Source organism: Nonomuraea sp. NEAU-A123 (assembly GCF_018603905.1).
GTDB lineage: Bacteria > Actinomycetota > Actinomycetes > Streptosporangiales > Streptosporangiaceae > Nonomuraea.
Map to the genome: position 1 here is coordinate 164,429 of NZ_JAHFZZ010000007.1, position 21,665 is coordinate 186,093.

Consider the following 21,665-nt stretch of genomic DNA (forward strand, 5'->3'; position numbering starts at 1 on the left):
GTCCGCTCCCGGCCTGTCCTGCGATGGTATCGGCCCCACACCGGTCACCTCACCACAGACCCCCGACTACGGCGCGAGGAACGCGCCGAATGGCAGGTTTCGGACCACCCAGTACACCAGCACTATGCCGAGAAACGCCCAAAGCCAAGCGGGATGCGCGAGTGTCGTCCGCCGCGGCTTTCCCTGCCAGGCGCGGACCAGCCAGCGCCCCCACCAGAACAGCAGGAAGGGGATCATCGCCATGGCGAGCGGGTTGAGGCCGAGCGCGGCCACCGGGTCGAGGTGGGCCAGCGCGTGGATGGTGCGCAACGTACCGCAACCCGGGCAGTACAGGCCGGTGGCCCACAGGAACGGGCAGGTCGGATAGTGACCGGGCTCGTTGGGGTTGATCGTGCCGACCACCGCGAACACCGCCCCCGCCGCGGCGGCGACGCCGAGCGGCGCGAGCACGGACCTGAGCCGGTCGGTGCCGCGCCACTCGATGTTCGCGATGCCCATCAGTATCCGGAGGTCGAGGTGTTCGCGGCGACGATCACGAAGAGCAGGATGTAACCGATGACGATGAGGATGTTGATGATCGCGCCGAAGATCAGCGCGCGCTTCCACCACGTCTTGGCCTCTTCCGAGGACTGCACGGCGCCCTGGTAGTCACCGGCCTGCCACTTCGAGTTCACCTGTGACGACTTGACAATCGACACGATACCGAAGGGGAGGCAGCAGAACAGCGTCGTGAGGATGGCCGCGACCAGGTGGTTGTCCGGCGGGTTCTGCGGCGCGCCGTAGCCGCCGGGCTGCCCGTAGCCGCCGCCGGGGGGCGGGCCGTAGCCGGGAGGCTGGGCGCCGTAGCCGCCACCGCTCGGGGGCTGCTGACCGTAGCCGCCACCGCCACTGGGCGGCTGCTGTCCGTAACCGCCACCGCCACTCGGAGGCTGCTGACCGTAACCACCACCACCGCTGGGCGGCTGCTGGCCATAGCCGCCGCCGGCGGGCGGCTGCTGACCGTAGCCGCCACCGCCACTCGGCGGCTGCTGACCGTAACCGCCGCCGGGCGGCTGGGCGCCGTAACCGCCGTCGCCCTGGTTTCCGTAGCTCATTCTAATTGCTCCTCATGTGGTCATTCTGTGGCGAGTTGCGCGCGGCAGCCTAGCGACAAACCGCTAACGACGTGGAATAACGTCCACGTTGCGGACATTTTGTGACCGGACTGAAAGTCCCGCCGGTCAGTAGCTCCCGGCCGTGGCGGCGGTCGAGAGCCCCACCAAAGCGAGCCACATGCCGCCGAAGAAGATCCAAAGGATCACCCAGAGCACGATCGTGATGTACGAGGTGATCAGGCCGCCCATGGCCATGCCCTGGCCTTCCTCGCCGGTCCGCTTGATGCGGCTGAGCGCCATGTGGCCGACGACGGCGCCCGGGATGCTGGTCAGGCCGCAGAACAGCAGGCCGACGATGCCCAGGACGAGCGAGGTGATGGCCAGGCCGCTGGTGGACCTCGGCGGAGCCCCGTACGCGCCGTAGCCGGGTTGCCCGTAGGCGCCCGGCGGCTGCTGGCCATAGCCGTAGCCGCCGGACTGCTGGCCGTAGCCGTAGTCACCGTAACCGCCCCCGGTCGGCGGCTGCTGGCCGTAACCGTTCTGCCAGCCGTAGGAGCCGCTGGGCGGTTGCTGACCATAACCGCTGGGAGGCTGCTGGCCGTATCCGGGCTGCTGGCCGTAGCCCCCGCCGGGCGGCTGCGCGCCGTAGCCCCCGCTGTTGCCCTCGTCCCCGTAGCTCATGCCGGTGGCTCCTCGTCCCCTCTTGACCCGTTGCAGAGGAAGCTTATTGACAAAACGTCCGGCGGTCCGGCAACGGTTCAGACCGTGGATTATTTGTGATGAGCCCGCGACAGAGCGGGATCGGCCGAGGCCCTCGATCGGCCGCGCGCCGCCGCCAGCACGCCGCCGAGAGCCGCCGCCGCGGTGGTGAGCAGGAAGGCGGTACGGAAGTCGCCATGGCCGGGCGACCCGCCCAGCACGAGCGTCAGGACGGCCACGGTGACGGCACCGGAGAGATACTGGGACGTGGTCAGCAGCGCCCCCGCCGTGCCCTGATGGGCGGCCGGCACGTCGTGGGTCCCGATGATGAACATGGACGTGTAGATGACCCCGTGCCCGAACCCGCTGAGAAGCAGTCCGGGAAGCAGATCGGCGGCGTAGGAGTCCCCGTGCAGCGCCAGGGAGAGCCAGAGCAGGCCCACGGTCGCGACGGCGAACCCGGCGACGAGCACGTTCGCCGCCCCGAACCTCCGCACGGCGCGTCCCGCCGTCGTGCTGCCGACGGTCACCATCAGCGCCAGCGGCAGGAACGCCAACCCCGCTCGTACCGGCGTATATCCCTTCATTTCCTGCAGAAGCAGTGTGAGCAGGTAGAACTCTGACCCGACACTCGCCATGTAGAGCGCGGTCGCCGCCGCCCCGGCGCGCAGCGATCTCGTACGCCGCAGCACAGGCTCGATGAGGACGTTGGGCGAGACCCCCTCGTTCCACACGAACCCGACGAACAGCACCACCGCAAGACCGAGGCAGACGAGGGTCGCCGGCGACCCCCACCCTTGGGAGGAGCCGAGCGTCAGCCCGAGAACCAACGTGAGCACGGTGCCGGTGCCGAGCACCGAGGCGAGCACGGGAACGCGCCCAGTCCCCACGGGCGCGCCCTCGTCGGTGGAAGGCCGGGCCGAGGCGATCCAGACGGCCGCTCCCAGAGCGCACAGCAGCGTGAGCGGGACGTTGATGACGAACGTGAGCCGCCACGACGCCGCCGTCAGCAGCCCGCCGAGTATCGCCCCCGCCGCCAGCCCCGAGGCGCCGACCGACCCCCAGACCGCCAGCGCCCTGGCCCGCGACGCCCCCGCCGGGAACGTCGTCCCGATCAGCCCGAGCACGGCCGGCTGCAGCAGCGCCGCCCCGAGCCCCTGCACCCCCCGCGCGGCCAGCAGCAACGTCCCGTCCCCCGCCGCCCCGCCCACCGCACTGGCGACGCCGAACAGCACGATGGAGACGACGAAGAGCCGCTTGGCCCCCACCCGATCCGCCAGGCGCCCCCCGACCACGAGGAACCCGGCGAAGAGCACGGCGTAGGCGCTCACGATCCACTGGGCGAGCGCCGGTTCGAGCCGCAGGTCGACGGCGATGCTGGGCAGGGCGATATAGATGATCGAGTAGTCGAGGGCGATGAGGAACTGCGCCACCGACAGCACGGCCAGCGTGGCGGACGCGCGCCCGGCCGCCGCGAACGCCCCCGCGGCGGCAGGCGCCGCGGTCAATTCCCGAGATGTCATGCGGCCATGATCGAACCTTCACACTAGTGTGAAGGAAAGCCGCGTCGGGAGGAGTCGTTCCGGTGAGAATCGGAAAGCTGGCCGAGCGTACGAACGTGCCTACCCGGCTGCTGCGCTACTACGAGGAGCAGGGGCTGCTCACCCCCAGCCGGGCGGCGAACGGCTACCGCGACTACCCGGAGGAGCTCGTCGACCGGGTGACGCAGATCCGCGGCCTGCTCGACTCCGGCGTTCCGACGAGGATCATCAAGCAGATCCTCCCGTGCCTCGACAATCCGTGCACGATCCACGTCACGGACGCCACGCCGGAACTGATCGAGAGCCTCGAACAGCAGCGCGACCAGATGGACGCGCGCATCCGCTGCCTGGCCAGAAACCGGGACGCGATCAGCGCCTACCTCGACGCGGTCCGCCGCGACGCCCGCTAGGTCGGGCCGCTCACCGCGACCCACGCCAGATCCCGGTGCCGCCGGGTCCCGCGCTAGGTCGGGTCGTCGCCGCGGTCCAGGGCGTCCCACATGGAGCGGTCGTCGGTGGGCGGGGGCGGCTCCCGGGTGTACCGGGCGGACATGCCGGCCCATCCGCCACCTCGTACGACGGCCACGACGCCGCCCGCGACCATCAGCACCGCCCCGAGAGCACACACCACGGGCCAGAACGCCACCGCGTCCCACTCGATCGCGCCGGTCACCCGCATGACGTTCCGCTCACGCAGCCAGCTCAGCACGCCGCTCCCGCCGGCCGCCCGCCACGCGCCGAGCCCGGCGCCCACTCCGCACAGGGCCAGCAGCACGCCGATCACCCGGCGGCCGATCCCCTTGGTGGCCAGCACGGCCACCACCCCGGCCAGCCCCGCCAGCGCCAGCGGCGTCAGCACCGGGCTGAGGTCACCCCCGGTCGGCGCGGCCACGACACCCGTCCCGGCGCCCCGCACGTTCGTCACCCAGGCACGCCCCGCGGCGACCAGCACCAGCACACACCCGAGCGCCGTCCCCACCAGCCACCCGGCCAGCTCCCGCCGCCCCCGCCGAACAGCGGCGTCAGGCTCGGACACAGCCTGCTCCCCCGATCGAGGCGCGGCGTCCGGCTCAGGTCCGGTGTCGGTCATGGTGTGATCGTCACCTCGAGCGCGTCGGCGTCGAAGCACGTGTGGTCGCCCGTGTGGCAGGCCGCCCCCACCTGATCCACCTTCAGCAGCACCGTGTCACCGTCGCAGTCGAGCGACACCGCCTTGACATGCTGGATGTGTCCCGACGTATCCCCCTTCACCCAGTACGCCCCGCGGCTGCGTGACCAGTACGTGGCCCGCCCCGTGGTGAGCGTGCGATGCAGCGCCTCGTCGTCCATCCAGGCGAGCATCAGCACTTCGCCGGAGTCGTACTGCTGGACGATCGCGGGCACCAGCCCGTCGCCGTTGCGCTTGAGCCGCGCGGCGATCTTGGGGTCAAGGGACATGTCGTCATTCAACCAGCCGCGGTGGCCACTCCCCGAATCGACCAGCGGCCGGTCGTCAGTCGAGTGCCTGCGACAACGTCTCGTAGATCGGGAACAGCGGTGCGATGTTGGTCCGGCGCAGGCGTCTCAGCACCTGTCCGTCGGTGGCCACCAGCGCCATGGTGCCGTCGCAGTCTCGCAGGGTGGCCAGCTGGCGGACCAGCACCCCCAGGCCTGTCGTATCGATGAAGGTCACATTGCTCAGGTCGACGACCAGACGCGGTCCGTGGGTCGCGACCGCCTCATCAAAGCATTTGCGGACCTTTGACACATTGTCCGCGTCCACCTCGCCCGCGAGGCTGACGACCACGAGCTCGCCATGTAGGCGTCGCGTCATTTCCAGCACATCCACGCTCATGCTCCTCATGACTCCGCCACTAGCGGGCCCCCGCGTGAAAAGGTACACGGGCCCGCGACAAGTTACCGAGGGTTTTGTGAAGAACGCATTACGTGATGACACGGGGCGGAGTATTTTCCTTTGCTACGCATGGCGGGGAGGGACGATCGTGGTGGACGTCGCGGGTTCCGTCCTCGATCCCGACCTGGGAGATCACGTCTGTCTGCCGTTCCACGGGGATCGGGAGCGGATGGCGGCGACCAGGGCGTTCACGGTGAACGGGCTGCGCCGCCATACCAAAGTGGTGATCATCACCCACACCGACACACCGGCGCGGACGCGGGAGTGGCTGGCGCCGCTCGTGCCGGGGCTGGCGGCGGCCGAGGCGGCCGGGCAGGTCGAGATCAAGTCCTGCGGGGACGCCGATTCCCGGTGGCTGCTGGGTGAGCTGGTCGCGGCCGGTGAGCAGGCCCGCGAGCACGGTCATCGCGGCGTCTACGCGCTGGTCGACGCGGCGTGGGGGGTGCACGACGCGGTGGGGCTGGAGGGGTTCGAGGCGGCGGCGAACACGTTGTTCGGTGAGCGGTGGCTGGCGGCCGTGTGCCAGTACGATCGCGGGCTGTTCTCGGCCGAGGCCGCGAACCGGGCGGCGGCCATCCATCCGATCGCGCCCGGGCAGGCGCTGCTGCGGTTCGCCAACCTGTGCCCGCAGCCGGGGTTGCGGCTGTCGGGTGACGTCGACATCACCAACAGGCAGGCGTTCGCCTCGGTGCTGACGCAGTTGGAGGCGGTGGCGGCCGAGGTGGTCATCGACGCGACCGGGCTCGACTTCATCGACGCCGGGTCGGCCCAGTTGCTGGCGGTGACGGCGCTGGCCAGGACGGGCCACCGCACGGTGGTGGTGTGCCGCGGGACGGTCGCGCGCGTGCTGCGGCTGATCAGGGCCGACGAGGTCGTCACCGTCCGCCGGGCCGGCGATGTATAGGCAGGTGCTCTGTACGCGGTTCGCACAAGGGCGGATCACGGCTCTGCGGAGGCTGGTCTCCGAGCACGCGGCCGAGGAGGGGCTGGCGGGCAAGCGGCTGGAGGACTTCGTGCTGGCGGTCAACGAGATCACCACGAACGCCGTGCTGCACGGCGGAGGCAGCGGCCTGCTGCGGCTGTGGCGGCACGACGACCGGCTGTGGTGCGAGGTGACCGACAAGGGGCCCGGCCTGCCGCCGGGCTGGGTGGGCGCCTCGTGCACTCCACCCGGGCACGAGTCGCGCGGGCGGGGGCTGTGGCTGACCAGCCTGCTCTGCGACGAGGTCACGGTCTCCTCCGGCCCTGGCGGCACCAGCGTACGATTCGCCGCCAGGCAGGCAGACTGAGCTACGAGTGCGCGGCCGACACCCAGGAGGCGTGGAGGTCGGCGTAGACGCCCGGCTCGGTCACCAGTTCGGCGTGCGATCCCCGCTGCACCAGCCGTCCCGTGTCGAAGACGAGCACCTCGTTCGCGTTCTCGGCCGTCGACAGCCGGTGCGCGATCGAGATGGCCGTCCGTCCCCGGGTGACGCCTTCCAGCGCGCGCGCCAGCCGTACCTCCGTCGCCGGGTCGACCGCCGAGGTGGCCTCGTCGAGCAGCAGCAGGTCGGGGTCGGCCAGGTAGGCGCGGGCGAGCGCGACGAGCTGGCGTTCGCCCGCCGAGAGCGACTCGCCGCGCTGGCCGACCGGGGTGTCGAGGCCCGCGGGCAGGCCCTCCAGCCAGTCGGCCAGGCCGAGCTCGGTCATGGCCAGAAGGATCTCCTCGCGCGTGGCGGTGGGCCGGCCGTAGCGGACGTTCTCCTCCAGGGTGCCGTCGAACAGGAAGCCGTCCTGCGGCACCATCACGATGCGCGCGCGCAGCGAGGAGAAGCGCACGTCGCGCAGGTCGTGGCCGTCCACGGTGACACGGCCCGCGACCGGGTCCATGAGCCGGGTGAGCAGTTTGGCGAACGTGGTCTTGCCGGAGCCGGTCTCGCCCACGATCGCGATGCGCGAGCGCGGCGGGATCGACAGCGTGACCTCGCGCAGCACGGGGACGCCGCCGGGGTAGTGGAAGTGCACGTCCTCGAAGGCGACGGAGATCGGGCCGCGCGGCAGTTCCACGCCGGAGTCGCCGGGGTCGGCCACGTCCGGCGGGGTGTCGAGGACGCCGAGGATGCGCCGCCAGCCGGCGACCGCGTTCTGGGCCTCGTTCAGCACCTCGGTGGCGGTCTGCAGGGGCGAGACGAACAGCGTGACGAGGAACAGGAACGCCACCAGCCGCCCGGCCGTGATCTCGCCCGACAGCCCGAGCCGGACCCCGAGCAGGACGATCCCGGAGATGGCCACGGCGGCCACGATCTCGGTCAGCGGGAACACGAACCCGACGATCGTCTGCGCCTTGATCTGCGCGGCCCGGTTGGCGTCGACGGCCGTGTCGATGCGGTCGGCGGTGCGCCGCTCGGAGGCGTACGCCCTGATGACGGTGGCGCCGACGACGGACTCGCTGACGGCGGCGAGCATGTCGCCGGTACGCTCGCGGACGGTGGTGTAGGCGCGCGACAGCCAGCGCTGGAAGCGCGGCAGCGCGATCACCAGCGGGATGAAGCAGACCCAGACCAGCAGCGTGAGCTGCCAGGAGTAGACGAACATCAGCACGCTGGCCACGAGCACCTGGCCGAACGCCACGATGATCATCAGCCCGCCCCACTGCATGAACGTGCTGATCTGGTCGACGTCGTTGGTGACGCGGGAGACCAGGGCGCCGCGGCGCTCGGTGTTCTGGGTGAGCACGGACAGGTCGTGCACGTGGCGGAAGCCGCGGACCCGCAGGGTGGCCAGTGAGGACTCGGTCGCCTTGTAGAGGCGAACGTTCATGACATATCCGGCGATGGCGGTAAGGATCACCGCGGCGGCGCACAGGGCGACGGCCCGCCAGATGTACGGCATGTCAGGGGTGCCGCCCTTGAGGCCGGTGTCGATGGTCTGCTGCACCGCGATCGGCACGATGATCTTGCCGACGGTGGCGATGACGGCCAGCGCCAGCGTCCCCATCAGGCCCCTGCGGAACTCCGGCGTGAGCGAGAACCCCTGGCGGATCGTGGCCAGCGCGGATCGCTCGGCGTTGCCGCGGATCCCCTGCTCCACGCTCATGCGCTGACCTCTTCCTCTTCGATCGTCTCGATCTCGATGGCGGCCCGTTCGGCTTCCTCCCGCTCGTAGGCGGTCACCAGGTTCCGGTAGCCCTCGCAGCGCCCCAGCAGCTCCTCGTGGCTGCCCCGGTCCATGACGCGTCCCCGGTCCAGGTAGACGATCTCGTCGGCCAGCGCGATCGTGGCCATCCGGTAGGCGACGACCACGACGCTCGACGCCGCGTCGCGCAGGCCGTACAGGATCTTGGCCTCGACCTGCGGATCGACGCTGGAGGTGGCGTCGTCGAGGATGAGCAGGCGCGGGCGGCGGACGACCGCGCGGGCCAGGGCGAGCCGCTGGCGCTGGCCGCCGGACAGTGACGTGCCGCGCTCGCCGACGCGCGTGTCGATGCCCGAGGCGAGCCTGCCGACGAACGCGTCGGCCTGGGCCACGCGCAGCGCCGCCCACACCTGCTCGTCGTCGATGTCCAGGCCGAGCGCGATGTTGCCGCGCACGGTGTCGTCGAACAGAAACGTCTGCTGCGGCACCAGCGCGACGGACTCGGCCAGCGCGCCGTAGGCGAGCCGCCGCACGTCGACGCCGTCGAGCAGCACCTGTCCCGAAGCCGGGTCGACCAGCCGCACGAGGAGCTGGATCAGCGTCGACTTGCCGGACCCGGTCGGTCCCACCAGCGCGATGGTACGGCCGGCGGGCACGCCGAAGGTGACGTCGTGGAGCACCGCGTCCGTGCCGTAGGCGTAGGAGACGCCCGACACCTCCAGCTCGGCGGGCCGGGACTCGCTCAGCGCGACCTCGCCGTACTCCATCGACCCCTCGGCGTCCAGCACGGCCTGCACCCGCTGCCAGCCGACGACGCTGCGCGGCAGCTCGGCCAGCACCCAGCCGAGCGCCCGGATGGGAAAGGACAGCAGCGTGAACAGGTAGGCGACCTGCACCAGCTCGCCCGAGTCGATCGAGCCGGTGGACAGCCGCAGCGCGCCGACGCCGAGCACCGCGAGCACGCCCAGCGTGGGCAGCGCCTCCAGCATGGGGTCGAACAGCCCGCGTACCCGGCCGACCGCGATGTTGGCATCACGCAGCTCGTGCGCGCGCCGCCGGAAACGCTCGGTCTCCGTCGCCTCCCTGCCCAGGGTCTTGACGACGAGCGCGCCGTCGAAGCTCTCGTGGGCGATCTCGCTGACCTCCGCGCGCAGTTGCTGGGCGCGGGTGGCGAGCGGGCTCAGCCGGCGCTGGTAGACCAGGTTCAGTACGGCGATCGCCGGGAAGATGAGGAAGCCCACCAGGGCGAGCATGGGATCGGTCAGCAGCATCCCGATCGCCGCGGTGAACAGCATGACGATCACGCCGACGGCCATGGGCAGCGGCGCCAGCGGCGCCCAAGCCGCCTCGGCGTCGGCACTGGCGTTGGACAGCAGTTGCCCGGTCGGGTGCCGGTGGTGCCACGACAGCGGCAACTGCAGATACTGCCGGGTGACCGCGCGCCGCGACCGGGCCTGCATCCGGTACTGCAGCAGCCCGGCCAGGATGCGGCGGCCCGCCACGCCGACCGACTTGAGCAGCGCCGCGCCCATGATGAGCAGCATCCCGGTCCACAGCGCGCCCGCCGCGGTGTCGCCCTTGTCGAAGGCGGGAAGTACGACGTTCTGCGTGGCCCAGCCGAGCGCCCAGGCGGAGGCCACGGTCATGCCTCCATACAGCGCGCTGGCCAGTACGGCCGCGGCGAACACCGCCTTCTCCGCGCGGACGGCCACCCCAAGGACGCGCAACCCTTGACGCATGACAGCCGAGGTGACCTTGCTCGCCACTCGTAAAGTTTCCTTTCCCCGCCTATTTCTACATATGTGACTATCACGGCTGATCATCACGTTATTCCCGCGGGTAGGGTTGGCGGCGTGACTCACGCTCGCAGCGAACGCGCCGCGCTATGCGACCTGCTCGACCGGCTCGGCCCGGACGCCCCGACGCTCTGCACGGGCTGGAACACCGCCGATCTGGCCGCCCACCTGGTCCTGCGCGAGCGCCGGCCCGACGCGGCGGGCGGCATCGCCCTCAAGCCACTGGCCGGCTACACGGCCTCGGTGCAGGAGGGGCTGAAGGCCAAGCACTCGTTCCCCGAGCTGGTCGATCTGGTCCGCACGCCGGGCGGCGTGTACGGCCTGCTCCCCTTCCTCGACGACGCCGTCAACACCCTGGAGTACTTCGTCCACCACGAGGACGTGCGCCGCGCGCAGCCGGAGTGGGAGCCCCGCGAGCTGCCCGCCGACCTGGAGCAGATCATGTGGAAGCGGGTCGCCAGCGGCAGCAGGCTGATGCTGCGCAGATCGCCTGTCGGCGTGGTGCTGCACCGCCTGGGCGGCGGCGTCACGCTGGGCGGCGCGCGCCAGGGCCCGAAGGTGGAGGTGACGGGCCGGGCGGGCGAGCTGGTGCTGTTCTGCTTCGGGCGCCAGGAGCACGCGAGGGTCGAGCTGAGCGGCGATGCCGACGCCATCGCCCGGCTCAAGAACGCCAGACTGGGTATGTGAACGGTACGCCAAGTTTCAGGGTTCGGTTAGGGGCCCGGCCGACACCTCTTAGCCTTACCATGGCGTGAGAATCGAGCCCCCCGGTTAGGATCAAGGAACGTCTTCACAGAAGATGCCAAGGATCGCCCAGATCCGGGTATATACGGCTGGGAATGGACTGCAGGAGGCCCCCATGCAGGTCAAGAAGGTGGTCACGTACGTTCTAGTGGCGTTCGTGATCTTCTACCTGTTCACCCGGCCGGCCCAGGCCGCATCCGCGGTCAACGGCGTGTTCGACGGGATCGTCCACGGCGCCAACCAGTTGGCCGTCTTCTTTACTAATGTGTTGACCTGACGTGTGGTTCTGTCTGCGCTAGACGCTTCCCCACGATGCCAGATCGTGTTACGCAGGCAGAATGAGAGATCGTCCGAGCGCCACCAAGATCAATCAGCCTGATCCCCACGTCCGGCGGGTCCTCGAACGCGCCGAGCTCGAGGGGATCGAGCTGATCCGCTTCCTGTACGCCGACCACGGAGGCGTCATCCGTGGCAAGGCGGCATCCCGGTCGCGACTCGCCGAGCGACTCAACACCGGGATCGGGCACACGGTGGCCATGATGGCGATGAACATGCTCGACCAGTTGCAGGAAGTCGAGCACCTCGGTCCGGTGGGCGAGGTGCGTATCGTCCCCGACCCCTCCACCTTCGTCCCCCTTCCCCACGCCCCCGGCGCCGCGGCCATGCTGTCCGATCTGCGCAACCCGGACGGCTCCCCCTGGGAGGCCTGCGCCCGTACCTTCCTCAAGGACGCCGTCGAGACGCTGGCGGACGCGGGCTACACGCTGCTGGCCGCCTTCGAGCCGGAGTTCACGCTCGGCCGCCGGCTGCCCGACCCGGCGGGCGGCTACGACCGGCTGGTGCCTCTCGACGACGCTCTCTGCTACGCCGGCACCGGCTTCGACACCGCCCACGACTACACGATCAAGCTGATCCGCGCCCTGGAGACGCAGGGCCTGCGGGTCGAGCACTATCACCCCGAGCTGGGCCCGGGCCAGCAGGAACTGTCCGTACGGCACGCCCCCGCGCTACGCGCCGCCGACAACCACGTCCTCTACCGCGAGACCGTGCGCGGGGTCGCGATGCGCATGTCGATGTGGGCGTCGCTGGCCCCCAAACCGCTGGCCGACCAGGCGGGCAACGGCGCCCACCTGCACCTGTCGCTCTGGAACGACACCCAGAACATGTTCGCCGACGACAGCGAGCTGCGGGAGTGCTTCATCGGCGGGCTGATCGCGCACCTGCCCGCCCTGACCGCGCTGACCTGCGGCAGCGTCAACAGCTTCCGGCGGCTGGCACCGCGCACCTGGGCCAGCGCGTACGCCGTCCACGGCCTCGACAACCGGGAGGCCGCGATCCGGATCTGCTCGCCACTCGGCGAGAGCGGCGAGCCGAACCTGGAGCTGAAGCCCTCCGACTCCTCGGCCAACCCCTACCTGTCGCTCGGCGCGGTCATCCACGCCGGGCTCGACGGGATCCGCCGCAAGCTGGACCCGGGCGAGGCCGTCGACGTCGACCCCGACACGCGGCCCGGCCGCTACCGGCGCCTGCCCGCCTCGCTGGACGAGGCGCTGGACGCTCTGGAGGCCGACGAACTGCTCATGGAGGCGCTCGGCCCGCTACGGCGTAGCGCCTATCTGGCCGTCAAGCGGTCCGAGGCCGCCGCGTTCGCGGCCCAGGACGCCCCCTATGAGCTGTTCCACCACATGCGAGTGTTCTAGCGGACCGGATATCCGGCCACCCGCAGCGTGTCCTTGACCTCGGAGATCTTCAGCGTCCCGAAGTGGAACACGCTCGCCGCCAGCACCGCGTCGGCGCCGGCCGCGACCGCCGGAGGGAAGTCCGCCAGCCGCCCGGCGCCGCCGCTGGCGATCACCGGCACCCGGACCGCGGCCCTGACCGCGTGCAGCATCTCGAGGTCGTAACCGTCGAGCGTGCCGTCGCCGTCCATCGAGTTGAGCAGGATCTCACCGACGCCGAGCTCCTCACCGCGCGCGGCCCACTCGACCGCGTCGATGCCGGTGCCGCGCCGGCCGCCGTGCGTGGTCACCTCGAAGCCGCTCGCGGTGCCGGGCGCCCGGCGCGCGTCGACCGACAGCACCACGCACTGCGCGCCGAAGCGCCGCGACGCCTCGGTGAGCAGCTCGGGCCTGGCGATCGCGGCGGTGTTGAGCGACACCTTGTCGGCTCCCGCACGCAGCAGCGTGTTGACGTCGTCGACCGTGCGGATGCCACCTCCCACGGTCAGCGGGATGAACACCTGCTCGGCGGTCCTGCGCACCACGTCGAGCATGGTGTCGCGCTCGCCCGACGAGGCGGTGATGTCGAGGAAGGTCAGCTCGTCGGCGCCTTCGGCGTCGTAGCGTCTGGCCAGCTCGACCGGGTCGCCCGCGTCGCGGAGGTTCGCGAAGTTGACTCCCTTGACCACGCGCCCCGCGTCCACGTCCAGACACGGGATCACCCGTACGGCTACCGTCATGCCCGCAACGCCTCTATCTCGATCTCGACCAGCATCTTCGGATCGACCAGCCCGGCGACCCGCACACCGGTGCAGGCGGGGCGTACCCGCCCGAACACCTCGCCGATCGCCCGCCCGACCTGGTCGAAGTGGCCGTGCTCGACCACGTAGTAGCGGACCATGACCACGTCCTCCCTGGTCAGGCCGCCCATCTCGACCGCTTCCAGGGCGATGTCCATGGCGGTCCTGCTCTGCAGGTAGGCGTCGCCGTCGTGACGTACCTCGCCGTCGACGGTGGCGGTGCACCCTGACACGATCACCCGATCGCCGACGACCACCGCCCGTGCGTAGCCGTACCTCTCCTCCCAGATGCCTCCGGAGAACACCCGTCCGGTGCTTTCCATACTCATGTTGCCCATCACGCCCCCTCCCGAGGAACTAAGCGCGTACCGCGATCAGTGCGCTCTCCAGCGTGAAAGCCTGAGCGTAGAGGGCCCGGCCCACGATGGCACCCTCCACTCCGTCCGGCACCAGGGAAGCCAGCGCGACCAGGTCGTCGAGCGAGGAGACGCCGCCGCTGGCCACGACCGGCTTGTCGGTGCGCTTGCAGACCTCGCGCAGCAGCTCGAGGTTGGGGCCGCGCAAGGTGCCGTCCTTGGTGACGTCGGTGACCACGTAGCGGGGGCAGCCGTCGGCCTCCAGCCGGTCCAGCACCTCCCACAGGTCCCCGGCGTCCTGGGTCCAGCCGCGGGCGGCGAGCGTGGTGCCGCGCACGTCGAGCCCGACGGCGATCTGGTCGCCGTGCTCGGCGATGATCCGGCGGCACCACTCGGGGTTCTCCAGCGCGGCCGTGCCGATGTTCACCCGGCGGCAGCCCGTGGCCAGCGCCGCGGCCAGCGAGGCGTCGTCGCGGATGCCGCCCGACAGCTCCACGTTCACGTCGAGCCGGCCGATCAGGTCGGTGATCAGCTCCCGGTTGGAGCCCCGGCCGAAGGCGGCATCGAGGTCGACCAGATGGATCCACTCCGCGCCCGCCTCCTGCCAGGCCAGCGCCGCGGCCAGCGGCTCGCCGTAGCCGGTCTCGGTCCCGGCCTCACCTTGGACGAGGCGTACGGCCTGGCCGTCCGCGACATCCACGGCAGGGAGCAATACGAGCGACATCAGGTCCTCCGGTCGAAAGCAAGAGTCATGACAACAGGCGCCAGCAGCAGGGAAAACACGAAAACCGTCAGGCTGAGGAACGGCGAGCCCCAATAGAGCCATGCCACCACCTGCACCAGCACGAAGACCAGCCCGAGCACGGCGTTCTGGCCTCGGCGGCGGCGGGCCAGCAGACCGCCCTGCCGGGCGATCCGGACCGGGCGCGGGATCAGCCGGGCCAGTAAGGCGCGGCGGCGCGCGGCGCGCGCCTGCCGTTGCTCGTTGAGCCGGACCGCGCGCGCCCGTTCGGCCTCACGCTCGGCCCGGCGGCGCGCCCGCTCCTTACTCAAGGGTGCCGAGCCAGTTGGACAGCAGCGCCGCCCCGGCGTCGCCGGACTTCTCCGGATGGAACTGGGTGGCCATCAGCGGGCCGTTCTCCACGGCCGCCACGAACGGCACCCCGTGCTCCGCCCAGGTGACCAGCGGGTCGGCGAAGCCCTCACCTGCCCGCAGCTCCCAGTCGCGCACGCCGTAGGAATGCACGAAGTAGAAGCGCGTCGCCTCGTCGATCCCGTCGAACAGCACGCTGGCCGCGGGTGCCTTGACGGTGTTCCAGCCCATGTGCGGCAGGACGGGCGCGTCGAGCCGCTCGACGGTGCCCGGCCACTCGCCGCAGCCCTCGGTCTCGACCCCATGCTCCACACCCCTGGCGAACAGAATCTGCATGCCGACACAGATGCCGAGCACCGGGCGGCCACCGGCCAGGCGCCGGCCGATGATCCGCTCGCCGTAGACGCTCCTGAGGCCCGCCATGCACGCCTCGAACGCGCCGACGCCCGGCACGACCAGGCCGTCGCAGTCGAGCGCGGCGGCGAAGTCGGACGTGACGGTCACGTGCGCGCCCACCCTGGCCAGGGCCCGCTCCGCGGAGCGCAGATTGCCCGATCCGTAGTCGAGCACGACGACGTTCTTCACCACCACATCACCCCCGCCGTGATCGCCAGCGCGGCGCCGACCGCGCAGGCGGCGGCACCGAGCTTGAGTCCCTGCCTGGCCAGCGAGAACACGCCGCCGATGAGGAACAGCCCGATGAACACCATGGCGATGGCGATCATGTTTCCGGTCATAGGACACCCTTGGTGCTCGGCACGCCCGTGGCGCGCGGGTCGAGCTCCGACGCCTCGCGCAGCGCCCTGGCCAGCGCCTTGAACTGGGCCTCGACGATGTGATGGGCATTGCGGCCGTAGGGCACGCGTACGTGCAGGCAGATCGCCGCCTGGGCGACGAACGACTCCAGGACGTGGCGCGTCATCGTCGTGTCGTAGTCGGGGCCGATCATCGGCGCCATGCCCTCGGGCTCGGTGTGCACCAGATAGGGGCGGCCCGACAGGTCGACGGTCACCTGGGCGAGCGACTCGTCCAGCGGGCACGACGCATTACCGAACCGCCTGATGCCCGACTTGTCGCCCAGAGCCTCGCGGAACGCGGCGCCCAGCGCGAGCGCCGTGTCCTCGATCGTGTGGTGCGAGTCGATGTGCAGGTCGCCCTCGGTCTTGACGGTCAGGTCGAACAACCCGTGCTTGCCGAGCTGCGCCAGCATGTGGTCGAAGAAGCCGACCCCCGTCGACACGTCAACCCGGCCCGTGCCGTCGAGACCCACCTCGACCAGGACCGACGTCTCCTTCGTTGCGCGCTCGACGCGGCCTACACGACTCACAGGACCCCCTCCAGAGCGGCACGGAACGCCGCCATCTCCTCACCGGTGCCGATCGACACCCGCAGCCATTCTGGCGGTCCCACCTCACGGATGAGCACGCCGCTCGCCAGCAAGGCCTCCCACACCTTCCGCCGGTCGGGAAAACGCCCGAACAGCACGAAGTTGGCGTCAGAGTCGGCCACGGTCAACCCCTTGCTTCGCAACCACTCCACGATGTCGTCCCGCTCCTGCCGGAGCGTGTCGACCGTGCCGAGCAGCTCGGCCCGGTGCCGCAGCGCCACGCGGGCCGCCGTCTGCGTGAGCGTCGACAGATGGTATGGCAGGCGCACCAGCAGCAGCGCGTCGATCACGGCCGGGTGCGCGGCCAGGTAGCCGAGCCGGGTGCCGGCCATGGCGAACGCCTTGGACATGGTCCGGGTGACGATCAGCCTCGGGTGGGCGGGCAGCAGGGTGAGCGCCGAGGGCGTGCCCTGCCGGGCGAACTCCGCGTAAGCCTCGTCGACCACGACCATGCCCGGGGCCACGTCGAGGACCCGGCTGATCGTCTCCATCGGCAGCGCGGTGCCGGTCGGGTTGTTGGGCGAGGTCAGGAACACGATGTCGGGCCGGTGCTCCTCGACCGCGGCAACCGCCTTGCCCGGATCGAGCGAGAAGTCGGGCTCACGGACGCCCGAGATCCACTCCGTGCTGGTGCCGGTGGTGATGATCGGGTGCATCGAGTAGGACGGCTCGAAGCCCAGCGCAGTGCGTCCGTAGGAGCCGAACGCCTGCAGGATCTGCTGAAGGATCTCGTTGGAGCCGTTGGCCGCCCACACCTGGTCCTTCGTCAGGCCGTGACCCAGGTAGCCGGCCAGCTCGGTGCGGAGCGCCTCGGCGTCCCTGTCGGGGTAGCGGTTGAGCTCGCCCGCGCTCGCCCGCACCTCCTCGGCCAGGTCGGCGACCAGGGCCGGGGAGGGCGCGTAGGGGTTCTCGTTGGTGTTGAGCTTGATGGGCACGTCGATCTGCGGAGCACCGTAGGGCGTGCGACCCCGGAGGTCGTCGCGGATCGGAAGGTCGTCGAGATTCACGTGCTGATTCACTGGGTCTCTTTTCGCGATGGAACCTGCCAGTCGAAGCGGGCGCGGATGGCGGCGCCGTGCGCGGGGAGGTCCTCGGCGTCGGCGAGCACCGTCACGTGCTCGGCCGCCCCGGCCAGCGCCTCGCGCGTGTAGTCGACGACATGGATGCCGCGCAGGAACGACTGCACCGACAGGCCGCTGGAGTGACAGGCGCAGCCCCCGGTGGGCAGCACGTGGTTGGACCCGGCCAGGTAGTCGCCCAGGGACACCGGTGCGTACGGGCCCACGAAGATCGCGCCCGCGTTGCGGACCCGCGCCGCGACGGCCGCCGCGTCGGCGGTCTGGATCTCCAGGTGCTCGGCGGCGTAGGCGTCGACGACCTTGAGGCCGTCCTCGATGCTGTCGACCAGCACGATGCCGGACTGCCGGCCGCCGAGCGCCTCGGTGATGCGCTGGGCGTGCCGGGTGGCGTTGACCTGCCCCGGCAGCTCCTTCTCGACGGCCTCGGCCAGCCGGACGCTGTCGGTGACCAGCACGGCCGCCGCGATCACGTCGTGCTCGGCCTGGCTGATCAGGTCGGACGCCACGTGCACCGGGTCGGCCGTCTCGTCGGCCAGGATCGCGATCTCCGTCGGTCCCGCCTCGGAGTCGATGCCGATGCGCCCCTTGAGCAGGCGCTTGGCGGCGGCCACCCAGATGTTGCCGGGCCCGGTCACCATGCTGGCGGCCGGGCACTCCTCGGTCCCGTACGCGAACATCGCCACGGCCTGGGCGCCGCCCACGGAGTAGACCTCCTCCACGCCCAGCAGCGCGCACGCCGCCAGGATCGTGGGGTGCGGCAGGCCGCCGTGGTCCTTCTGGGCCGGGCTCGTCACGGCCAGCGACGCCACGCCCGCTTCCTGGGCCGGGACCACGTTCATGACCACGCTCGACGGGTAGACGGCGCGCCCGCCCGGAACGTAGAGCCCCACGCGGTCGACCGGCACCCACCGCTCGGTCACGGTGCCGCCCGGGACGACCTTCGTCGTGACGTCAGCGCGACGCTGATCGCGGTGGACCAGCCTGGTGCGCCGGATCGCCTCCTCCAGCGCGGCCACGACCTCCGGCCGCAGTCGCCGCAGCGCCGCGTGGATCGCCTCCCGCGGGACGCGGGCCTGCTGGATCTCGACACCGTCGAACCTGGCGGTCAGCTCCCGTACGGCTGCCGCCCCGCGATGGCGCACCTCGTCGCAGATGGGCCGCACCTTCTCCAGGGCGGCCTCGACGTCGAGATCGGCGCGGGGCAGCACGTCGCGCAGGTTCGCCGGGAGGGAACCGCGCATGTCAATACGGGAAATCACCATCCCAGTTTACGGAGTCCCACCCCTGAATCCGGTTCTGTCCATCATCCGGGACGCAGACCGTCTCCCTATTTGACCATCTGCAGACCTCCGCCCCCTGGTGCCGATCATGAGGCAGGGGTATGCCAGGGGTCATGGCCCAGCTGCCGGTCTACGCGCCGATGCTGGCTCAGCTCGGCTCCCTGCCGTCGGTCCGCGGGGACGAGTGGGCCGTCGAGATGAAGTGGGATGGCGTGCGCGCCCTCGTCTACCTGGAGGAGCGCGGCGTACGGCTGATGTCGCGCAACGGCAAGGACGTCACCGTGGCCTACCCCGAACTGCAGCTGATGGCCGGGGCGAGCGGCGGGCGGGCGGCGGTCGTCGACGGGGAGATCGTGGCCTTCGACGAGGCGGGCCGGCCCAGCTTCGGCGCGTTGCAACCACGGATGCACCAGCGCCACCCGGCCAAGGTCGCCGAACTCGTCAGGGCCGTGCCGGTGACGTTCATGGCGTTCGACCTCCTGCACCTCGACTCCACCAGCACCGTCAGCCGGCCGTACACCGAACGCCGTGAGCTTCTGGAGCAGGTCCTGACGCCCGGATTCCGCTGGCAGGTGCCGGTGTGGTTCCACGATCACGCCGAGCGCGCGCTCCACTCCTCTCGTCAGCTCGGGCTGGAGGGCGTGGTGTGCAAGCGCCTGTCGTCGCCGTACCGGCCGGGCAGGCGCAGCGCCGAGTGGACGAAGGTCAAGAACCTCACGGTCGTCGAGGTGGTCATCGGCGGGTGGAAGGCCGGCGCGGGCCGGCGGGCGGGCACGATCGGCTCGCTGCTGCTCGGCGCGCACGACCGGGACGGGCGGCTGCTGTTCGTCGGCCACGTGGGCACCGGCTTCACCGAGGCGATGCTGAACGACCTGTACGAGCGCCTCACCCCGCTGGAGCGGCCCGAGCCGCCGTTCGACGTACCGGTGCCCCGCGAGCACGCCCGCGACGCGCACTGGGTCGAGCCGCGCCTGGTGGGCGAGGTCCGCTACGCCGAGATGACCGGCGACGGCCGCCTGCGCCACCCCGCGTGGCGCGGGCTCCGCCCCGACCGCGAGCCGGACGAGGTCCGGCTGGACAGCGGCGACTGGGCCACCGGCTAGTCACCGGAGGCTGAGCTGCGCGCGGGGCTCGGCTCCGCTACGACCGGAGCGGGGTCCTTGAGCGTGCGGGCCAGCAGCCAGGACAGGGCCGGAAAGACGATCAGGCAGGCAAGCGCGACCCGTAGCGAGAAGGCCTCCGCCACCGCCCCGACCAGCGGGCTGGTCAGACCGCCGGCACTCACCGCCAGGCCGAGCGTGACGCCGCTGGCCGTGCCCAGCCGGTTGGGCAGGAAGTCCTGCCCCAGCGTCACATGCAGCGAGAACGGCGCGTACAGGGTGATCGAGGCGGCCGCGATGAAGACGTAGGCGGAAAGACCCGGCGCGAGCACCACCCCGGCGACGGCGGGGACGGCCGCCGCGTAGGCCACGCGCATGGTGCGGACCCGGCCCCAGCGGCCCGCGAGCCGGCCGCCGAGCACCGTCCCCACGGCACCCCCGGCGAACAGCACGAACAGCGCCACCGCCCCCGCCGCGCCACCACCCATGTAGAGGGCGACGAACGCGCTCAACCCCACGTACGCGATCGACCGGAAGACGATCACCAGCGTGAGCCGGACGAACGACGGCCAGTCGTCACGCCCGGCGGACCGCGTGCCCGCCCGAGCCCGCTCACCGTGACGGGAGAGCGAGCGGATCACGGTCAGCGTGAGCAGGGCGCCCACCACGGCCGGCACGACCAGGAGCGGCGAGGCGCCGAGCCCCCACAGCGACAGCAGCGGCGTGACGATGATCGGCGCGGTGGCGAAACCCAGCGTGCCGCCCAGCGAGAACCAGCTCATCCGCACATGACTGCCCTCACTGGCGATCCTGGCCAGGCGGGCCGACTCCGGGTGGTAGGCCGCCACGCCGAGACCCGACAGCGCCACCGCCAGCCAGGTGAGCACGTACCCGTCGGTGACCCCGCTGAGCGCCACCCCGAGCCCGGCCGTGAGCATGCTGACCGGGATGAGCCACGGCATCCGCCGGCGGTCGGTCAGCGCGCCGAAGACCGGCTGCACGATCGAGGACAGCAGCGTCGCGGCCAGCACGATGCCCGACGCGGCGACGTACCCGTAGCCGCGCTGCGCCACGAGGAAGGGCACCAGAGCCGGGACCGCCCCCTGGTACACGTCCACACCGGCATGGCCCACGGCCAGCATCACGATCCTGTTCGCCTTCACGTTCCGATCGTCGCCCCGTGACCAGGTGGCCCGCTTCCGATAAAATGCCAACCCATGATGGAAATCCGCCATCTTCCGGAAGCGCCCACCGGGATACGGCCGCTGGCGCCGGGCACCGGGATCGACGCGCACCGCCACGACACCCACCAGATCGCCTACGCCTGCCAGGGCGTCCTGTCGGTGACGACGAGCGCGGGCACCTGGGTGGCCCCGGCCAACCGGGCCGTCTGGGTCCCGGCCGGCACCGTCCACGAACACCGCGCGCACGGCGACACCGACCTGCGGGTCGTCGGCCTGCCCGTCGCCGACAACCCCCTGGACCTCCGGCGGCCCGCCGTACTCGCCGTCGGCCCGCTGCTCCGCGAGCTGATCATCGCCTACACCCAGGACCCCGACGACGGCGGCGCTGAGCGGCTGCGGCTGCGGGCCGTCCTGCTGGACCAGTTGCGCCGCTCCCCCGAGCAGCCGTTCCACCTGCCCACGGCCAGGGACCCGCGGCTGGCCGCCGTCTGCGCGATCCTGCACGACGACCCGGCCGACCGCCGCACGCTCGCGCAGCTCGGCAGGCAGGCCGGCACCAGCGACCGCACGCTCGCCCGGCTCTGCCGCGGCGAGCTGGGGATGACGTTCCCGCAGTGGCGTACGCAGCTTCGCCTGCATCACGCGTTGCTGCTGCTGGCCGACGGCACCGCGGTCACCACCGTCGCGCACCGCTGCGGCTGGTCCTCCGCCAGCGCGTTCATCGACGCGTTCCGGCGGGCCCTGGGGTACACCCCGGGCCGCGCCTTTACATTGTAGATTCGCTAC

The 21,665-nt window shown here is 71.1% G+C and carries 27 protein-coding genes; 8 read left to right on the forward strand and 19 right to left on the reverse strand.

All coding sequences use genetic code 11. The features are described from left to right. Window positions 1-66: 66 nt before the first annotated feature. From KLK06_RS22900 to KLK06_RS22915, 4 genes are all read right to left on the reverse strand, one after another. A complete protein-coding gene (locus KLK06_RS22900) occupies window positions 67-498 on the reverse strand; it encodes a DUF2752 domain-containing protein (protein WP_214637620.1) in 432 nt (143 codons plus the stop codon). After that, complete coding sequence (locus tag KLK06_RS22905) at window positions 498-1,094, reverse strand: CD225/dispanin family protein (protein WP_214637621.1); 597 nt, start codon at window positions 1,092-1,094, stop codon at window positions 498-500. Before KLK06_RS22905 ends, KLK06_RS22900 begins: the two co-directional genes overlap by 1 nt. A gap of 126 nt (window positions 1,095-1,220) precedes the next feature. Next, window positions 1,221-1,775 (reverse strand): DUF4190 domain-containing protein, encoded by a 555-nt coding sequence (locus KLK06_RS61560; protein ID WP_214637622.1) that lies wholly within the window; start codon window positions 1,773-1,775, stop codon window positions 1,221-1,223. Window positions 1,776-1,864: 89 nt separating this feature from the next. Further along, window positions 1,865-3,316, reverse strand: coding sequence for an MFS transporter (locus KLK06_RS22915; protein ID WP_214637623.1), 1,452 nt, complete (start codon window positions 3,314-3,316; stop codon window positions 1,865-1,867). Window positions 3,317-3,378: 62 nt separating this feature from the next. Between KLK06_RS22915 and KLK06_RS22920 the strand changes: the two genes are divergently transcribed. Further along, window positions 3,379-3,744, forward strand: a complete 366-nt coding sequence (locus KLK06_RS22920) for a MerR family transcriptional regulator (RefSeq protein ID WP_214637624.1) — start codon at window positions 3,379-3,381, stop codon at window positions 3,742-3,744. Between the two features lie 53 nt (window positions 3,745-3,797). On the opposite strand, the gene KLK06_RS22925 is transcribed toward KLK06_RS22920, so the two are convergent. Genes KLK06_RS22925 through KLK06_RS22935 form a run of 3 tightly spaced genes read right to left on the reverse strand, consistent with a single transcriptional unit; the run spans window position 3,798 to window position 5,162 of the window. Further along, window positions 3,798-4,424 (reverse strand): Trp biosynthesis-associated membrane protein, encoded by a 627-nt coding sequence (locus KLK06_RS22925; RefSeq protein WP_214637625.1) that lies wholly within the window; start codon window positions 4,422-4,424, stop codon window positions 3,798-3,800. Further along, complete coding sequence (hisI, locus tag KLK06_RS22930) at window positions 4,421-4,771, reverse strand: phosphoribosyl-AMP cyclohydrolase (protein ID WP_214637626.1); 351 nt, start codon at window positions 4,769-4,771, stop codon at window positions 4,421-4,423. Before hisI ends, KLK06_RS22925 begins: the two co-directional genes overlap by 4 nt. Window positions 4,772-4,826: 55 nt before the next feature. After that, window positions 4,827-5,162 carry an STAS domain-containing protein gene (locus KLK06_RS22935; protein WP_214637627.1) on the reverse strand — a complete coding sequence of 112 codons (336 nt, stop codon included), beginning with the start codon at window positions 5,160-5,162 and terminating at the stop codon, window positions 4,827-4,829. 154 nt (window positions 5,163-5,316) lie between these two features. Between KLK06_RS22935 and KLK06_RS22940 the strand changes: the two genes are divergently transcribed. Continuing rightward, window positions 5,317-6,132 (forward strand): MEDS domain-containing protein, encoded by an 816-nt coding sequence (locus KLK06_RS22940; protein WP_214637628.1) that lies wholly within the window; start codon window positions 5,317-5,319, stop codon window positions 6,130-6,132. Beyond that, window positions 6,125-6,517: an ATP-binding protein gene (locus KLK06_RS22945; RefSeq protein WP_214637629.1), complete on the forward strand. Its 393-nt coding sequence runs from the start codon at window positions 6,125-6,127 to the stop codon at window positions 6,515-6,517. The genes KLK06_RS22940 and KLK06_RS22945 overlap by 8 nt, the downstream gene beginning before the upstream one ends. A 1-nt stretch (window position 6,518) precedes the next feature. Here KLK06_RS22945 and KLK06_RS22950 read toward each other — a convergent pair whose 3' ends face one another. Further along, window positions 6,519-8,303 carry an ABC transporter ATP-binding protein gene (locus tag KLK06_RS22950; protein ID WP_214637630.1) on the reverse strand — a complete coding sequence of 595 codons (1,785 nt, stop codon included), beginning with the start codon at window positions 8,301-8,303 and terminating at the stop codon, window positions 6,519-6,521. Beyond that, a complete protein-coding gene (locus KLK06_RS22955) occupies window positions 8,300-10,081 on the reverse strand; it encodes an ABC transporter ATP-binding protein (protein WP_250905873.1) in 1,782 nt (593 codons plus the stop codon). The genes KLK06_RS22950 and KLK06_RS22955 overlap by 4 nt, the downstream gene beginning before the upstream one ends. Before the next feature lie 114 nt (window positions 10,082-10,195). On the opposite strand from KLK06_RS22955, the gene KLK06_RS22960 reads away from it, so the two are divergent. From KLK06_RS22960 to KLK06_RS22970, 3 genes are all read left to right on the forward strand, one after another. Continuing rightward, the gene (locus tag KLK06_RS22960; RefSeq protein ID WP_214637632.1) at window positions 10,196-10,825 is read left to right on the forward strand and encodes a TIGR03085 family metal-binding protein; all 630 of its coding nucleotides are present in this window, start codon (window positions 10,196-10,198) and stop codon (window positions 10,823-10,825) included. Window positions 10,826-10,997: 172 nt separating this feature from the next. After that, a complete protein-coding gene (locus KLK06_RS22965; RefSeq protein WP_214637633.1) occupies window positions 10,998-11,159 on the forward strand; it encodes a hypothetical protein in 162 nt (53 codons plus the stop codon). Between the two features lie 61 nt (window positions 11,160-11,220). Further along, on the forward strand, window positions 11,221-12,582 hold the full coding sequence (locus KLK06_RS22970; RefSeq protein WP_214637634.1) for a glutamine synthetase family protein: 1,362 nt from the start codon (window positions 11,221-11,223) through the stop codon (window positions 12,580-12,582). On the opposite strand, the gene hisF is transcribed toward KLK06_RS22970, so the two are convergent. Genes hisF through hisD form a run of 9 tightly spaced genes read right to left on the reverse strand, consistent with a single transcriptional unit; the run spans window position 12,579 to window position 18,574 of the window. After that, window positions 12,579-13,340 (reverse strand): imidazole glycerol phosphate synthase subunit HisF, encoded by a 762-nt coding sequence (hisF, locus tag KLK06_RS22975; RefSeq protein WP_214637635.1) that lies wholly within the window; start codon window positions 13,338-13,340, stop codon window positions 12,579-12,581. The genes KLK06_RS22970 and hisF overlap by 4 nt on opposite strands. Beyond that, complete coding sequence (locus KLK06_RS22980) at window positions 13,337-13,729, reverse strand: Rid family hydrolase (protein WP_214637636.1); 393 nt, start codon at window positions 13,727-13,729, stop codon at window positions 13,337-13,339. Before KLK06_RS22980 ends, hisF begins: the two co-directional genes overlap by 4 nt. A 28-nt stretch (window positions 13,730-13,757) precedes the next feature. Continuing rightward, window positions 13,758-14,480 (reverse strand): bifunctional 1-(5-phosphoribosyl)-5-((5-phosphoribosylamino)methylideneamino)imidazole-4-carboxamide isomerase/phosphoribosylanthranilate isomerase PriA, encoded by a 723-nt coding sequence (gene priA / locus KLK06_RS22985; protein ID WP_214637637.1) that lies wholly within the window; start codon window positions 14,478-14,480, stop codon window positions 13,758-13,760. Further along, window positions 14,480-14,809, reverse strand: coding sequence for a hypothetical protein (locus KLK06_RS22990; protein ID WP_214637638.1), 330 nt, complete (start codon window positions 14,807-14,809; stop codon window positions 14,480-14,482). Before KLK06_RS22990 ends, priA begins: the two co-directional genes overlap by 1 nt. Next, complete coding sequence (hisH, locus tag KLK06_RS22995; protein ID WP_214637639.1) at window positions 14,802-15,437, reverse strand: imidazole glycerol phosphate synthase subunit HisH; 636 nt, start codon at window positions 15,435-15,437, stop codon at window positions 14,802-14,804. The genes KLK06_RS22990 and hisH overlap by 8 nt, the downstream gene beginning before the upstream one ends. After that, complete coding sequence (locus tag KLK06_RS23000) at window positions 15,431-15,586, reverse strand: hypothetical protein (RefSeq protein ID WP_214637640.1); 156 nt, start codon at window positions 15,584-15,586, stop codon at window positions 15,431-15,433. The genes hisH and KLK06_RS23000 overlap by 7 nt, the downstream gene beginning before the upstream one ends. Continuing rightward, entirely contained in the window at window positions 15,583-16,176 is a 594-nt protein-coding gene (gene hisB, locus KLK06_RS23005; RefSeq protein ID WP_214637641.1) for an imidazoleglycerol-phosphate dehydratase HisB, read from the reverse strand. Before hisB ends, KLK06_RS23000 begins: the two co-directional genes overlap by 4 nt. After that, entirely contained in the window at window positions 16,173-17,255 is a 1,083-nt protein-coding gene (locus tag KLK06_RS23010) for a histidinol-phosphate transaminase (protein ID WP_308168394.1), read from the reverse strand. Before KLK06_RS23010 ends, hisB begins: the two co-directional genes overlap by 4 nt. After that, a complete protein-coding gene (hisD, locus tag KLK06_RS23015; protein WP_214637642.1) occupies window positions 17,252-18,574 on the reverse strand; it encodes a histidinol dehydrogenase in 1,323 nt (440 codons plus the stop codon). Before hisD ends, KLK06_RS23010 begins: the two co-directional genes overlap by 4 nt. A 134-nt stretch (window positions 18,575-18,708) precedes the next feature. On the opposite strand from hisD, the gene ligD reads away from it, so the two are divergent. Continuing rightward, window positions 18,709-19,698: a non-homologous end-joining DNA ligase gene (gene ligD, locus KLK06_RS23020; protein WP_214637643.1), complete on the forward strand. Its 990-nt coding sequence runs from the start codon at window positions 18,709-18,711 to the stop codon at window positions 19,696-19,698. On the opposite strand, the gene KLK06_RS23025 is transcribed toward ligD, so the two are convergent. Next, the gene (locus KLK06_RS23025; protein WP_374197141.1) at window positions 19,695-21,005 is read right to left on the reverse strand and encodes an MFS transporter; all 1,311 of its coding nucleotides are present in this window, start codon (window positions 21,003-21,005) and stop codon (window positions 19,695-19,697) included. The two genes, ligD and KLK06_RS23025, sit on opposite strands and share 4 nt — an antisense overlap. Here KLK06_RS23025 and KLK06_RS23030 point away from each other — a divergent pair. After that, window positions 20,913-21,656 carry a helix-turn-helix transcriptional regulator gene (locus tag KLK06_RS23030; protein ID WP_214637645.1) on the forward strand — a complete coding sequence of 248 codons (744 nt, stop codon included), beginning with the start codon at window positions 20,913-20,915 and terminating at the stop codon, window positions 21,654-21,656. The genes KLK06_RS23025 and KLK06_RS23030 overlap by 93 nt on opposite strands. Window positions 21,657-21,665: the final 9 nt, after the last annotated feature.

What these genes read in the sequence shown, in the direction of transcription:
- hisF (WP_214637635.1), bottom strand. Translation starts at nt 13,340, where the DNA reads ATGACGGTAGCCGTACGGGTGATCCCGTGTCTGGACGTGGACGCGGGG.
- KLK06_RS22950 (WP_214637630.1), bottom strand. Translation starts at nt 8,303, where the DNA reads ATGAGCGTGGAGCAGGGGATCCGCGGCAACGCCGAGCGATCCGCGCTG.
- KLK06_RS22945 (WP_214637629.1), top strand. Translation starts at nt 6,125, where the DNA reads ATGTATAGGCAGGTGCTCTGTACGCGGTTCGCACAAGGGCGGATCACG.
- KLK06_RS22905 (WP_214637621.1), bottom strand. Translation starts at nt 1,094, where the DNA reads ATGAGCTACGGAAACCAGGGCGACGGCGGTTACGGCGCCCAGCCGCCC.
- KLK06_RS61560 (WP_214637622.1), bottom strand. Translation starts at nt 1,775, where the DNA reads ATGAGCTACGGGGACGAGGGCAACAGCGGGGGCTACGGCGCGCAGCCG.
- KLK06_RS23000 (WP_214637640.1), bottom strand. Translation starts at nt 15,586, where the DNA reads ATGACCGGAAACATGATCGCCATCGCCATGGTGTTCATCGGGCTGTTC.
- KLK06_RS22925 (WP_214637625.1), bottom strand. Translation starts at nt 4,424, where the DNA reads ATGACCGACACCGGACCTGAGCCGGACGCCGCGCCTCGATCGGGGGAG.
- KLK06_RS22955 (WP_250905873.1), bottom strand. Translation starts at nt 10,081, where the DNA reads ATGCGTCAAGGGTTGCGCGTCCTTGGGGTGGCCGTCCGCGCGGAGAAG.
- KLK06_RS22965 (WP_214637633.1), top strand. Translation starts at nt 10,998, where the DNA reads ATGCAGGTCAAGAAGGTGGTCACGTACGTTCTAGTGGCGTTCGTGATC.
- KLK06_RS22970 (WP_214637634.1), top strand. Translation starts at nt 11,221, where the DNA reads ATGAGAGATCGTCCGAGCGCCACCAAGATCAATCAGCCTGATCCCCAC.
- KLK06_RS22980 (WP_214637636.1), bottom strand. Translation starts at nt 13,729, where the DNA reads ATGAGTATGGAAAGCACCGGACGGGTGTTCTCCGGAGGCATCTGGGAG.
- priA (WP_214637637.1), bottom strand. Translation starts at nt 14,480, where the DNA reads ATGTCGCTCGTATTGCTCCCTGCCGTGGATGTCGCGGACGGCCAGGCC.
- KLK06_RS23030 (WP_214637645.1), top strand. Translation starts at nt 20,913, where the DNA reads ATGATGGAAATCCGCCATCTTCCGGAAGCGCCCACCGGGATACGGCCG.
- hisI (WP_214637626.1), bottom strand. Translation starts at nt 4,771, where the DNA reads ATGTCCCTTGACCCCAAGATCGCCGCGCGGCTCAAGCGCAACGGCGAC.
- ligD (WP_214637643.1), top strand. Translation starts at nt 18,709, where the DNA reads ATGGCCCAGCTGCCGGTCTACGCGCCGATGCTGGCTCAGCTCGGCTCC.
- KLK06_RS22900 (WP_214637620.1), bottom strand. Translation starts at nt 498, where the DNA reads ATGGGCATCGCGAACATCGAGTGGCGCGGCACCGACCGGCTCAGGTCC.
- KLK06_RS22915 (WP_214637623.1), bottom strand. Translation starts at nt 3,316, where the DNA reads ATGACATCTCGGGAATTGACCGCGGCGCCTGCCGCCGCGGGGGCGTTC.